11 protein-coding genes are annotated in these 13,862 nt (G+C 67.5%); 4 read left to right on the forward strand and 7 right to left on the reverse strand.

Translation table 11 applies throughout. The features are described 5' to 3' along the window. Positions 1-72 precede the first annotated feature (72 nt). The 4 genes from I1A62_RS36755 to I1A62_RS36770 all read left to right on the forward strand — a co-directional run bounded on the left by I1A62_RS36755 (position 73) and on the right by I1A62_RS36770 (position 8,077). Positions 73-1,245, forward strand: a complete 1,173-nt coding sequence (locus I1A62_RS36755; protein ID WP_219457147.1) for an epoxide hydrolase family protein — start codon at positions 73-75, stop codon at positions 1,243-1,245. A gap of 266 nt (positions 1,246-1,511) precedes the next feature. Next, positions 1,512-2,159 (forward strand): HemK2/MTQ2 family protein methyltransferase, encoded by a 648-nt coding sequence (locus I1A62_RS36760; protein ID WP_124392454.1) that lies wholly within the window; start codon positions 1,512-1,514, stop codon positions 2,157-2,159. Between the two features lie 52 nt (positions 2,160-2,211). Next, a complete protein-coding gene (locus I1A62_RS36765; RefSeq protein ID WP_219457149.1) occupies positions 2,212-6,621 on the forward strand; it encodes a non-ribosomal peptide synthetase in 4,410 nt (1,469 codons plus the stop codon). Positions 6,622-6,658: 37 nt separating this feature from the next. Beyond that, a complete protein-coding gene (locus tag I1A62_RS36770; protein ID WP_124392452.1) occupies positions 6,659-8,077 on the forward strand; it encodes a cell wall metabolism sensor histidine kinase WalK in 1,419 nt (472 codons plus the stop codon). Here the strand turns inward: I1A62_RS36770 and I1A62_RS36775 are convergent. The 7 genes from I1A62_RS36775 to I1A62_RS36805 all read right to left on the reverse strand — a co-directional run bounded on the left by I1A62_RS36775 (position 8,053) and on the right by I1A62_RS36805 (position 13,811). Further along, positions 8,053-8,727 (reverse strand): response regulator transcription factor, encoded by a 675-nt coding sequence (locus I1A62_RS36775; protein ID WP_124392451.1) that lies wholly within the window; start codon positions 8,725-8,727, stop codon positions 8,053-8,055. The two genes, I1A62_RS36770 and I1A62_RS36775, sit on opposite strands and share 25 nt — an antisense overlap. A 68-nt stretch (positions 8,728-8,795) precedes the next feature. Beyond that, on the reverse strand, positions 8,796-9,380 hold the full coding sequence (locus I1A62_RS36780; RefSeq protein ID WP_225858128.1) for a hypothetical protein: 585 nt from the start codon (positions 9,378-9,380) through the stop codon (positions 8,796-8,798). A 10-nt stretch (positions 9,381-9,390) separates the two neighbouring features. Further along, positions 9,391-9,768, reverse strand: coding sequence for a hypothetical protein (locus I1A62_RS36785; RefSeq protein WP_219457150.1), 378 nt, complete (start codon positions 9,766-9,768; stop codon positions 9,391-9,393). A gap of 229 nt (positions 9,769-9,997) precedes the next feature. Next, the gene (locus I1A62_RS36790; protein WP_219457152.1) at positions 9,998-10,390 is read right to left on the reverse strand and encodes a tautomerase family protein; all 393 of its coding nucleotides are present in this window, start codon (positions 10,388-10,390) and stop codon (positions 9,998-10,000) included. An 85-nt stretch (positions 10,391-10,475) separates the two neighbouring features. Then, positions 10,476-11,969, reverse strand: coding sequence for a CoA-acylating methylmalonate-semialdehyde dehydrogenase (locus tag I1A62_RS36795; protein WP_219457155.1), 1,494 nt, complete (start codon positions 11,967-11,969; stop codon positions 10,476-10,478). A 52-nt stretch (positions 11,970-12,021) separates the two neighbouring features. Further along, positions 12,022-12,369, reverse strand: a complete 348-nt coding sequence (locus I1A62_RS36800) for a cupin domain-containing protein (protein WP_219457157.1) — start codon at positions 12,367-12,369, stop codon at positions 12,022-12,024. A gap of 32 nt (positions 12,370-12,401) precedes the next feature. Then, positions 12,402-13,811: an FAD-binding oxidoreductase gene (locus I1A62_RS36805; RefSeq protein WP_219457159.1), complete on the reverse strand. Its 1,410-nt coding sequence runs from the start codon at positions 13,809-13,811 to the stop codon at positions 12,402-12,404. Positions 13,812-13,862: the final 51 nt, after the last annotated feature.

Below are 13,862 nucleotides of genomic sequence, written 5' to 3' on the forward strand. Positions count from 1 at the left end.
GGAAGGCATGTTAGAACCGTCTTAGACGGTTCGCACTAGTTCCTAGCCGGTTCACGGTGACCAGGAGGTCTCATGCCCCGCCTGACCAGCGACGTGCACGCATTCGAAGCCCACGCACCTGACGCCGACCTCGACGATCTGCGCGCGCGATTAGCCGCGGCGCGGCTACCGGAGGCCGAGACGGTCTATCGCGCCGCGCCCGGCCCTCACCGATGGGAACAGGGAGTTCCTCTCGCCGACCTCGTCGAGGTCGTGGACTACTGGCGCACCGGATACAACTGGCGGTCGTTCGAGGAGCGCCTCAACCGGATCGGCCAGTTCCGCACGACCATCGACGATCTGGGAATCCACTTCCTGCACCGCCGATCCGCGCGCGCCGATGCCACTCCGCTGATCCTGACGCACGGCTGGCCGGGCAGCATTGCCGAGTTCGTGGATGTGGTGGACGAACTGGCAGATCCGACAGACGCAGAGGCGCCGGCGTTCCACGTCGTGGTCCCGTCGCTACCGGGCTTCGGTTACAGCGACAAGCCGGCCACCACCGGGTGGGGGACCGAAAAGGTCGCGGCCGCATGGGTGGAACTGATGGGACGGCTCGGCTACGGCACGTTCGTAGCCCACGGCGGCGACTGGGGAGGCAACATCACCACGGTCCTCGGCGGCCGGTTCCCCGCGCACGTTCTCGGCATCCACACATTGTTCGCGGAGGCACCACCCGGGTTGACGACGGACGGTCTGACGGAGGTCGAGCGCAGGTCGACCGAGGAGACCCGCGATTTCTGGCACCACCGCGCGGCGTACGCGAAGCAGCAGGCGACCCGACCTCAGACCATCGGCTACTCGCTCGTCGACTCACCGGTCGGGCTTCTCGCCTGGATCCTCGACAAATTCGCCGAGTGGTCGGACACCGAAGACAGCCCGTTCGAGACGATGTCCCGAGACAGAATTCTCGACGACGTCACCCTGTACTGGCTGACGCGGACCGGCGCGTCGGCGGCCCGCATCTACTACGAAAGCCACAACTCGCTCGATCCCGACCTCCGGGTCGACGTCCCGTCGGCAATCACCATGTATCCCCGCGACATCGAGAAGTGTCCGCGCCCCTGGGCGCAGGAACGGTACCGGCACATCGTCCGATGGCGGTCGCCCGAAACCGGGGGACACTTCCCGTCGCTGGAGGTTCCCGAGTATTTCGTCAAGGACCTGCAGGAAGGCCTCGCGGCAGTGCTGGCCGTTGGTCGGTGAACGCGGGCTCCGGCCGGTCTCGGTGCTGATCGGATCCGTGGTGGCGGGGAGGGCCAGTCACCTGGGCTTTCAGTGTTCTTTCAGCTTGCGTGTGTGACGATCTGGCAAAGTGACCATCGACAACCGAACAGCGACTGCGGGATCGTCTCGCGCGCCATGCACTGCTCCCGTCCGGCATGGCGATCAGAACTGTGACAGCAGAATTCGTCTGTGTGATCAGGGTTCGGTCGCCGCGCCGACGAGAGGCTGAGAAGAAGGGGGCGTGGGTGATCATTCGTTTTCCGGGCGTCTATCGACCCCAGCATGATTCGCAGATTCTCGTGGAATCACTCGCCGTCGAGCGGGTGCATCCGGGTACGCGGGTTCTGGATCTGTGCGCGGGTTCCGGGGTCGTCAGTGTGTGGGCAACGCAGTCCGGTGTTCGCCGTGTGACCGCGGTCGATATCTCGCGCCGAGCGTTGGCCAGTACCTGGCTCAACACGGCAGTTCGTGGGCACCGTGTGCGCGTTGTTCGCGGCGATCTGGTGTCCCGAGTACGTCATCGGCGATTCGACTTGATCGTAGCGAACCCACCGTATGTTCCTGCCGAGCACGACGAGCTGCCGGCAAGGGGTCGTGCGCGGTGCTGGGACGCCGGACATGAGGGGCGGGCGTTGTTGGACCGGATTTGCGCTGATGCCCCGGACCTCCTCGAGAACGGGGGGCGGCTGGTGGTCGTGCAATCGACGCTGAGCGGGCTGGAAAAGACGCGAGCAATGCTGGGGGAACGCGGCTTACGCGTCGAGATAGCACGCCGCATGCGTGTCCCGTTCGGGCCGGTACTGCAGCAGCGCCGAAGCCTTCTCGTTGCACGCGGTGTGATCTCGCCACAGCAGAGCACCGAGGAGCTCGTGGTGTTCCGGGCGGTCAAATGAGCACCCGGCAGATGTGGTCGGGCGTGCTCGCCGAGCGAGACCGAGGCGTCCGATGACACGCCCAGGTCCGCCCGACCGCGTGGTTCCCCTGACCGCGGCGCAGCGGGCGATCTGGTTCGCCCAGAAGCTGACTCCCGACGTGCCCTACGTCATCGCCCAATACGTGGACCTGAGTGGGCCCGTCCAGGTGGAGGCACTGGTGCAGGCGCATGGGCGGGCGAGAGACGAACTCGCCGCGGAGGTCGTCCTGGTCGACGTCGACGGACTACCGCATCAACTCGCGGAACCTCCACCGGCCGGCCGGGTCCGTGTTCTGGACTTCCGCGCCGAACACGACCCCGCCGAGTCCGCCCGCGCGTGGATGCGCCGGGACTGCACGGTCCCGCTCGAGATGGACGGGCAGTCGCTGATCTTCTCGTGCGTGCTGCGGGTCGATGACGATCGTGTGTTCTGGTATTCCCGTGCGCACCACATCGCATTGGACGGATACGCGGCGATGCTGCTGATGCAGCGGACCGCCCAGTGGTACACCGCAGCACTCGGCGGCGGGGAGGCGGACCCGCACCGCGAGGTGGGGCCGGAGCAGGTCGAACGCGAGGATCGGGACTATCGATCGTCTCGTCGGTTCGATACCGATCGGGAGCACTGGACCCGCGTCGCGCACGATCTGCCACCCGCGCTCAGCCTCGCCGGCCGGGCCGCCCTGCCAGGTCCGGGTGTCCGGGTCACCGGTCCGCCGATGCGGGTTCCCTGCGCACCGATACTCACGGGTCGGTCGGTGCTCGACCGCACCGCAGTCCTCGTGGCGGCGTTCGCCGCGTATCTGGCGCGGATGCGAGATGTCGACGACGTCGTGGTGTCTCTTCCGGTGACGGCGCGCACCACCGGACTGTTGCGTGCTGCGGCGGGCTCGGTCTCGAATGTGGTGCCCGTGGCACTGCCGGGGATCGGGGCCGGCACGGTCGACGCGGGCATCGACGTCGCCCGGTCGGCGGTGATCGCGGCACTACGCCGCCAACGGTATCGGCGTGAGGACATCGGCCGCGACGGCGGCACGGTGACCGGCGAGCTGACCTCGTTCGGGCCGGTGCTGAATCTGATGCTGTTCGAACCGGACATCCGCCTCGGTTCGGTCACCGGTCGCGTACACGTTCTCACGACCGGTCCGACCGCGGATCTGGCGGTGAACATCTACCCGGGCAGCACGGAGCTGATGCCGCGCATCGACTTCGAGGGCAATCCCGCCCTTTACAGCGAGAGGGAACTGAGCACCCATCACCGCCGGTTCACCCAGTTTCTGCAGATGTTCCTGGCCGAGATCGGCCAGGGCTGCGCGGTGGCGGACCTCGAGATGTTCCTGCCCGGTGAACGCGAGGTCCTGGTACCGGCGTGTGGCCCGGTCGATGTCGAACCGGCGACCCTCGCACAATTGCTCACCATCACTCTCGGTGACTGCGGTGACCACGTCGCGGTCCGTGACGGTCAGCGATCCTTCTCGTACCGGGATCTCGACCGTCATGCGACCGCGTTGGCGGGCAGGCTGTTCGGCGCCGGCATCGGTCCGGAAGATCTCGTCGCGGTCGCCGTCCCACGCTCGTACGAGTCGGTGGTCGCCGTGTGGGCGGTCGCGGCCACCGGCGCTGCTTCTGTGCCCATCGATCCGACGCATCCACGCGCACGCATTCAGTACATGCTCGACGACTGCGCGCCGGCGGTCGGCCTGACCGCTGCGGGCACCGACGGTCTCCCGGACACCCTGCGATGGCTCACCGTCGACCTGGACACCCTCGACGTGCCGCCCCCGAGCCCGGTGCGCCCCGTGTACACGGAAAACCCGGCGTACGTGATCTACACGTCCGGGTCGACCGGTGCGCCCAAGGGCGTGGCCGTCACCCACCAGGGACTGGCCAATCTCGCGCAGGAGATCCGCGACAGCTACGCCCTGTCCGCCGCCTCCCGCGTCCTGCATTTCGCCTCGCCGAGCTTCGACACCGCTGTGGTCGAAGTCCTCGCCGCGGCCCTGGCCGGCGCCACCCTGGTGGTGACCCCACCGGATGTCGTCGGCGGTCACGAACTGGCCGACCTCCTGCGCACCGAACGCGTCACCCACGTGCTGTCGACGCCGTCGGCCCTGGCGACGCTGGACCCCACAGGTCTCGACGACGTGGAATTGGTCCTGGTCGGCGGCGAGGCGTGCCCTCCGGAGTTGGTGACGCGCTGGGCGAGCGGGCGGACGATGCGCAATGCCTACGGGCCGACCGAAACCACGTGCAGTGTCACACTCAGTTCGCCGATGGCACCGGATCGGCCGGTGACGATCGGGGCGTTGATGCGCGGCGTCGACGCGGTGGTGCTGGACCGGCGCCTGCGGCCGGTTCCACCCGGGACGGTCGGCGAGTTGTACCTCGACACCCCAGGATTGGCCCGCGGGTACGTGCGCCGAGCCGGTATGACCACCGGCCGGTTCGTCGCGAATCCGTTCGGGAAACCCGGCTCGCGCCTGTTCCGCACCGGCGATCTGGTCCGATGGACACCGGAGATGACCCTCGAGTATCTCGGCCGCAGCGACGACCAGGTGAAGGTCCGCGGGTTCCGGATCGAACTCGGCGAGATCGACACCGCGCTACGCGACCATCCCGATGTGGAGTTCGCGACGACCGTGGTCCACGACAGGTCGGGGGACGCCCTGCTGGCCTCGTATGTGCTGCTGCGGGCGTCCTCGACGGTGACCCCGGCGAGTCTGCGGACGGCGGTGGCCCAGCTCCTGCCGGACTACATGGTGCCCGCCGTGATCACCGTCCTGGACGATGTGCCGCTGACACCGACGAAGAAACTGGACCGGGCGGCGTTGCCGGCTCCAGATTTCGGCTCCGCCACCGACTCGACGAGACCCCTGCGCACACCGGAGGAAAAGGCGGTGGCCCGGGTGCTCGCCCGCGTTTTGTCCACCGACGTGGTGGACGCGGAGGCGTCCTTCTTCGACCTCGGTGGCGATTCACTGTCCGCCACCCGGGCGGTCGCGGCGCTCAACACCGATTTCGGCGCCCGGCTCGGTGTGCGCGACCTGTTCGAGGTCCCCACCGTCGCCGCCCTTGCCCAGCGTCTCGCCGACGGACCCGCGGAGTCGAGTGATCTCTCGTCGCTGGACGAGTTCGCAACACAGGCGCTGCCCGCGCGGATCCCGCTGGCCCCGGCCCAGCAGTTCCTCGACCGCACCGCCACCCGCCCTGCCCTGTACAACCTGCCCTTCACCGTCACGATCCGCGGCACCCTCGACACCGAGGCGCTGCGACGCGCCACCACCGACGTGCTCGACCGACACCACCCGCTGCGCACGATCTACCCCGATTCGGCCGACGGCCCCTCCCAGCAGCTCCTCGACGCCACCGACACCGTCCCGGACCTCACGCCGATACGCGTGAGCGCATCCGCCGCCTCGACCCACATCCGTCCTCTGCTGCACAGTGGCTTCGACGTCCGCACCGAACCACCGCTGCGGGCCGCACTGTTCACCACCGGGCCCGAGGAGCACCTGCTCGCCTGCGTGATCCACCACATCTCCGCCGACGGATGGTCGCTGGCGATTCTCGCCCGGGACCTGCTGGCGGCGTACGCGGCCCGCGCGGCCGGCACGGCACCGAACTGGGCCCCGCTGCCGGTGCACTACGCGCACTACAGCCTCTGGCGGCACGACCGTCTCGGCGACGACGCCGACCCCGACAGCCTCGCGGCCCGTCAAATCGACTTCTGGACAGCAGAACTGGCAGGGCTACCCGGGGAACTGACGCTGCCGGCGGACCGACCCCGCCCGGGGCGCTGGACGTATGCGGCCGGCCGCATCGACTTCGAGGTCGACGAACACACGCACCGGGCACTGCTGACCATCGCCCACGCCCGGCACGCGACCCTGTTCACGGTGCTGCACTCCGCGCTGGCCCTGCTCCTTGCGCGCCTGTCCTCCCAACCCACGATCGTGATCGGCACACCGACCGCCGGCCGCAGCCACCCCGACCTCGACGAAGTCGTCGGCATGTTCGTCAACACTCTCGTTCTCCGCTCGACGATCGACCCGACCACCACCCTTGCCGAGCTTCTCGACCAGTCGCGTACGACAGAGCTCAACGCGTTCGCGCACGCCGACGTCCAATTCGAGCGCCTCGTCGACGTGCTCGACCCGCCCCGGTCGGAGTCGCTGCACCCGTTCTTCCAGGTGGCGTTGTCCTTGAACAACTTCACCGCCGCCACACTCGACTGCGACGGACTCGAATTCGCGATCGCGCCGCAACCGCTCGACATCGCCAAATGCGATCTGCATTTCCATTTCACCGACCATCACAACGCAACTGGCGACCCGGCCGGCATCAGCGGCGAACTGGTGTACGCGGCCGATCTGTTCGACCACGACACCGTCGCCGGATTCCTCCCCGCGCTGCGCGCGATCCTCGCCGAAGCCCTCGCATGAAGTCCGACACCGCACCGACGCCAGGGCAGCGGTGGCGGTGTCGGTCACACTGAACACCATGGACCGTCGCAGCCTGCACCCCGGAAGCTGGAACGTGCGGGTGCGGTCCACCGCGGCCGCGGTCCTCGCCGTCACGCTGTGCCTGATCCTCGCCGGCGGGGCACTCCTCCTCGTGCTGTACCGCACGCTCGAACACTCCGCCCGCGACGCCGCCGACTCACGGGCCCGCCAGATCATCGAGCAACTCCACACCCAGACACCCCAGGAACTCGACTCATCGCTGCTGGCCACCGACGGCCAAGTCGGGGCCATCCAAATCCTGGACCACCGGGGAAACGTGGTCGCCACCTCGGCCGGTATCCCGTCGTCACCCGTCCTCGCCTCCCCGCTCCCACCCGGCGACACCGCCTACCTCGGAAACCTCCACTTCGGGCACGACCGCGACTACTGGGTGGCCGCCCATGGCACCACCTTCCCGAACGGTCCCGTCACCGTCGTCACCGGCGCCGACCGCGAACCGGTCGAAGGTGTCCTGGCCACCGTCGCGGTGCTCCTCGCGATCGGTGCCCCCATCGTGATCGGTTTCGTCGCGGTCGCCACCTACCGGCTCATCGGCGCGGCCCTGCGCCCGGTGGAGCGGATCCGGGCCCGTGTTTCGGCGATCTCGCCCGATCAACTCGCGGAACGGGTGCCCGTGCCCGCGGCCCGGGACGAGATCGCCGATCTCGCCGTCACCATGAACAGCATGCTCGCGCGGCTCGAGGCCGGGCACCTCGCCCAGCGGCGCTTCGTCAGCGACGCCTCCCACGAACTGCGCAGCCCGCTGGCCACCATCACCGCCGCGCTCGAACTCGCACAATCCCGCCCAGACCTGATCGACACCGCATTGGTCGACGAGTCGTTGCTTCCCGAAGCCCGGCGGATGAGTGCGCTGCTCGAAGATCTTCTCCTGCTCGCGCGAGCCGACGAACACTCCCTGTCCGAGAACCGTGTCGATGTCGACATCGACGATCTGATCCTCGCCGAACGCGCCCGACTCCGGGGTGTTCCCGGCGTCGTGGTCACCGCCACCGTCGAACCGGTGCGGGTGTCGGGTGATCCGCAGCAGCTGGCGCGACTGGTCCGCAATCTCGTCGACAACGCCGTCCGCCACGCACATACCCGCATCACCCTCGGGTGCCGACGATGCGAGAGCAACGCCGTCGTGGAGGTGACCGACGACGGCCCGGGCATCGCCCCGGCGGACCGGGCCCGGATCTTCGAACGATTCGTCCGCCTCGACACCCCCCGCACCCGCGCTTCCGGTGGTTCCGGACTCGGCCTCGCCATCGCCGCGGAAATCGCCGTCGCCCACCACGGATCGATCGACATCGGCGACCGGAAGGGTGGCGGTGCACAGTTCGTGGTCACACTGCCGATCGTCGACGAACCCTATGCTTCCGACCGCATCGAATAACCGACACCTCGCACCGTATCGATGCTCGTCGTGCCGAACGGGGCATCGATCTTCCGCCGGAGATAGCCGATGTAGACCTCCACGATGTTGTCGTCACCCTCGTAATTGGAGTCCCAAACCGATTGCAGAATATCGTGTTTGGTGACGACCGCCCCGGAGTGGCGCATCAGGAACTCGAGCACGCTGTACTCGCGCGGAGTGAGCTGAAGGCGGGTGTCTCCGCGGGTGACCCGCCGCATGGCCGGGTCCAACTCGAGCCCGGCGACACTCAAGACAGCCGGCCGCGGCGGGGCACCGCGCCGCACCAGCGCCCGCAACCGCGCTACCAGCACCACGAACGAGAACGGTTTGACCAGATAGTCGTCGGCACCGAGGTCGAAGGCGTCGGCGAGGTCGTATTCGCCGTCCTTGGCCGACAGCATCAGCACCGGCGTCCACACCTGCTGCCGGCGCATCTCCCGGACCACGTCGTACCCGTGTTTGCCGGGCAACATGATGTCGAGGACAACCACATCGAAACCGCCACCTGCCGCGGCCGCCAATCCGGCGACGCCATCGTGTTCGACCTGCACGGTGAATCCGTCGGCCGTCAGGCCGCGGCGCACCGTCTCGGCCAGTCGTGTTTCGTCCTCGACCAGCAACACCCGCACCGCAGCCTCCTCCATCCCATGCTCGCAACCAGTGGACCAACGGTACGACGGACGTCGCCGTCGCCGCCCTACCGCCTGTGACCACCGAACTGCGCCGTGGGCTCGTCAGTCGACCGCGGCCACTTACGCCTGATGTCCCCGGTCTCGTCTGCGCGTTTCGTCCGGGCTGCAGAGGGTGTCATTCCGGCAGTGGCCAAACCCAGCAGCACCGCGGCCAGCGCGAGCACCAGCGGAGCGGTCGCGGGGGTACCACCGACCGCCCCGGTCGACGCCAGCCAGAGATGCTCCCAGCCGGGCAGCTGCGCCCAGTTGTATCGGTGGTTGAGGATCCCGGTCTCGAGATTCGCGCTCACATGCTCATAGACACCGAACACAGCCGCGGGGATGGCGCACAGCGCAACCAGTCGGGCCTGCGCGATGGACATCCGCGAGCGGGTGAACACGACGATCGACACCGAGCAGAACAGCACACCCAGCACAATCCACGGCACGATCTGCTCGGTGCTCTTCCAATGCCTCAACGAGGCCAGTTCGACCGCGACGAATGCGCATGACAGCGCGGACAGCGCGAGTAGTGCCGCCTGGAATCGCGCGACGAGCCGCGCGTGACGTGCATCGCCGCGGTCCGGGGCAATCCCATGGTGCACAGCCACCTCGTCACTCCTACTGTGGGGCCAAAACGCTGAGAATGGTGTTCAGCGTCTGTTCGTCGATGCCGTATTTGCCCAATTCCTTCGTCAGGGTGTCGGAGATCGTGTCGGGACTGTAGGGGCCGTACTCCGTGACCTCTTTCGCCCACTTTCCCGCGTTGCTGACGCCGGCCGCCTCGAACGCCGCCTGGATCTGACTCTGGCTTGCCGTGTTCGGATCGACCTGAGCGACCTCCGCGGCACTGCCGCCCGGGGCCACGGTGGAGGACACGACCACCGACGTTGTCGGGCTCGCCGACTGCGCGGTGTCACCATCGTTGGAGCCGCACCCCGCGAGCAGGCCGGCGGCGAGCAAGACCGGAATACCGAACTGGACGATCCTTTTCGTCATGGCGGTCAACCTACTTTCGCTGTCCGGCAGCAACCTGGCTGCCGGCTGGGAACTAGCTGGCAGAACGCACCGCCATCATGCGCGGTGGCAGCTGAAAGAGCGCTGAAAGTCAGCGGCCGGCGTCCACACCCTCTACCGAGTGGGTTGTACCTGCTCGTCGCCGCCGGTGTAGGGAGCCCATTTCACGGCGAATGCGAGGATCTCTGTCTGGTAGCCGATCATGTCGATGTCAGAGGTGGCCTTCGACGAACTGCGCGATGCCGTTGCCGAAAGACCAGTCATCGCGCGTGTTCTCGACGACCGAGACGATCACATCGGTTGGCGCCATACCGGTCTCGGTGTGCAGTTGGTCGGCCAGCGCCCGGTTCATCGCTGTCTTCTGGTCCACGCTTCTGCCCTGTTGAGCGATCTGCACGACGACGATGTCGTCGGTGCGCTCGAATCCCAGCCCGGTGTCCTCGGCGATGATCTGGCCTGGCTTGTGTTCGGTGATGAGTTGGTAGCGGTCTCGATCGGGTGCGGCGAAGTGTTCGAGCATCACATCCTGCACCACGTCCGCAAGGCGGCGAAGCTGCTCGGGAGTGCGCTTGTTTTCGATGACATGGATGTGGACGAGTGGCATGACGTGTTCCTCGCGTGTGCGGTGAGTGGGGGCCTGCGCGGGGCGCGGTCCGAGATCCGCGCCCCGCACAGGTGATTGGTGGGGTCTAGTCGTTCTGGGGGAATCCGAGGTTGAGGCCGCCGTGGCTGGGGTCGAGCCAGCGGGTGGTGACGACCTTGCCGCGGGTGAAGAAGTGGACGCCTTCGGCGCCGTGGGCGTGGGTGTCGCCGAACAGGGAGTTCTTCCAGCCGCCGAAGGAGTAGTAGGCCATGGGGACGGGGATGGGGACGTTGATGCCGACCATGCCGACCTCGACCTCGTTCTGGAATCGGCGGGCGGCGCCGCCGTCGTTGGTGAAGATGGCGGTGCCGTTGCCGAACGGGCTGGAGTTCACCAGGTCGAGGGCGTCGTCGTAGGAGTCGACGCGGATGACGGAGAGGACGGGTCCGAAGATTTCGTCGGTGTAGACGGACATGTCGGTGGTGACGTGGTCGATGAGGGTCGGGCCGAGCCAGAATCCGTCCTTGCCGCCGTTGGCCTGCACCCGCCGGCCGTCGACGACGATGGTGGCCCCGGCGGCCTCGCCGGCGTCGATGTAGGAGGCGACCTTGTCGCGGTGCACCTTGGTCACCAGCGGGCCCATGTCGGAGTCTTTGGTGCCGTCGCCGATCTTCAACGTGTTGGTGCGTTCGGTGATTTTGGCGACCAACTCGTCGGCGATGTCCCCGACCGCAACCAAAGCACTGATGGCCATGCAGCGTTCGCCCGCGGATCCGAAGCCGGCGTTGACCATGGCGTCGGCGGCGAGGTCGAGGTCGGCGTCGGGCAGGACGATGGCGTGGTTCTTCGCGCCGCCGAGGGCTTGGACGCGTTTGCCGTGGGCGGTGCCGGTGGCGTAGACGTACTGGGCGATGGGGGTGGAGCCGACGAAGCTGATGGCCTTGATGGCGGGGTTGGTGAGGAGTTCGTCGACGGAGGTCTTGTCGCCTTGGAGGACGTTGAACACGCCTGCCGGGAGTCCGGCTTCGGCCCAGAGTTCGGCCATCCAGATGGCGGCGGTGGGGTCCTTCTCGGACGGCTTGAGCACCACGGTGTTGCCGGTGGCGATGGCGATGGGGAAGAACCACATCGGGACCATGGCGGGGAAGTTGAAGGGGGAGATGATGCCGACGGGGCCGACGGGTTGGCGGAGGGAGGAGACGTCGACGTTGGTGGAGGCGTTTTCGGTCATGCCGCCCTTGAGCAGGTGGGCGATGCCGCAGGCGAATTCGACGACTTCCTGGCCGCGGGAGACTTCGCCGAGGGCGTCGGAGACGACCTTGCCGTGTTCGGAGGTGATGATCTCGGCGAGTTCGCCCTTGCGCTGGTTGAGCAGTTCGCGGAATGTGAAGATGATCTGGGTGCGCTTGGCGAGGGAGGTGTCGCGCCAGGCGGGGAAGGCGGCGGCGGCGGCGTCGATGACGGCGCGGGCGTCCTCGACACTGGCGAGGGCGACCTGACCGGTGACGGCACCGGTCGCGGGGTTGGTGACGGGGGCGGTGTTGCCGCTGGTGCCGGGGAAGGTCTTGTTGTCGAACCAGTGGGAGATCGTGGCGACCACGTGAATCCTTTCGAAGGAGTGGCGGAGTGCGAAGTTTGTTGCGGTGAGTGCGTCAGAAGATGGCGTAGGCCTTGCGCACGGTGTCGGTGACGTCCCAACGGCCGGACCAGCCTGGGGGCAGGACGACGAAATCGCCTGCCGAGATTTCGGTCTTGGTGCCGGTCTCGTCGTCGGTCAGTGTCGCCCTACCGGAGATGATGTAGCAGGCTTCCGTGTTGGGCCGGTCGACGACGGGCCAGCCGCCCGGCCGGCATTCCCAGATTCCGATCTGGGCGTCGGTGCCGCCGTCGAGGGGCAGCGTGCTGAGTTGCGGGTCGCCGCTGTCTGCTCCGGGCCGCTGCCCCGCGGGGGTCAGCTCGCCCTGAACTGCGCTGGTGGGCAGGTGGATCAGTGATGCCATGGTGTTTCTCCCGAATGGTGTGTGGGTGACGGTCAGTGGGCGCCGGTCAGCTTTTCGAGCAGCGCGGAGACTTTCGACGGTTTGTTGGTCACGCGCTCTTCGAGGTCGGCGGTCGCGGCGGCGCGCAGGCCCGCGTTCACGCCGATCCATCGGAACGGCTCGATCTCCCACTTCGGTGAGCGGTGGTTGACCACGGGGAGCGAATTCAGGTTGTCGCGCTTGTCGAGGATGAGGTTGCGCAGGATGCGTCCGGCGAGGTTGCTGGTGGCGACACCGTCACCGACGTACGGTCCGGCCCAGGCCGTCTTGTTGTTCTGGTCGTAGCCGACCGAGGGGAACCAGTCGCGGGGAACACCGAGGGGGCCGCCCCATCGGTGCGTGATCGGTACGTCCCGCAGGGCCGGGAAGAACTCGTGCATCGTGTCGATGATCTTGTCGTGGATCTTCTCGTCGACGTCGAAGGACGAGTCGACCTTGGATCCGAAGTGGTACGGCGCTCCCCGGCCGCCGAACAGCAGGCGGCCGTCGCTGGTCGGGTGCGCATAGATCCGGAGGTTGCGCATGTCGTTGAACGCGGTGCGTCCGTCGAGACCGAGGTCCTCGCGAAGCCCGTGGGGCAGGGGCGCGGTGGCGACGACGAGTGAGTACAGCGGCGCTACGTTGCGCCGGTACGCCGGAAATTCGGGGGTGAACGCCTCGGTGGCGCGGATGACGACGGAGGCGGTGACCGAGCCGTGTTCGGTCCAGACGATGCCCTTGCCGATCTCGTCGACCGCGGTGTCCTCGTAGATGACACCGCCGTGTTCCTCGACCCAGCCGGCGAGTCCGCGCACGAGTTTGTCCGGGTGTAGCAGCGCGCAGTGCTCGGTGTAGATGCCGCCGAGGACGTCGGTGGCGTTGATCTTCTCCTGCGCCGCAGCGGAATCGAGCAGTTGCCACTGGCCGCGGGTGCCGAACTTCTCGGCACCGGCCACGGTCGCCTTCGCCCGCGCCCACTGCGCCTCGCTCCGCGCGAGGGAGACGAACCCGTCGCGGGCGTATTCGCAGTCGATGCCCTCGGCGTCGACGACCCGGCCGATCTCGGACACCGTGTCGTTCATCGCGGCCTGCAGATCCAGGGCGGCGCGGTGCGAATACAGCTGTTCGACGCGGGCGAGGGAGACCGGGAAGATCGACGACGCCCACCCGCCGTTGCGCCCGGAGGCCCCGAATCCGGCGAATTCGCGTTCGAGCAGAACGACTTTCAGCGACGGGTCCGCCTGCAGCAGGTAGTAGGCCGCCCACAGTCCGGTGAACCCGGCGCCGACGATGGCGACATCGGCGGTGACGTTCCCCGGCAACGCCGGCCGTCGGACAGTGAACTCTCGATCCTCGCGCCACAGGGGTGTACCGTGTGCGGCACCTGACACGTCGCGCCCGGGTTGGGTGTTACTGACTACCATCTAGAGCCTCCAGCCCTCATTCGTTTCGTGCGTCGGACTCCAGTGTCGTGT

This window comes from Rhodococcus sp. USK10, assembly GCF_019378875.1.
GTDB lineage: Bacteria > Actinomycetota > Actinomycetes > Mycobacteriales > Mycobacteriaceae > Rhodococcus_F > Rhodococcus_F pseudokoreensis.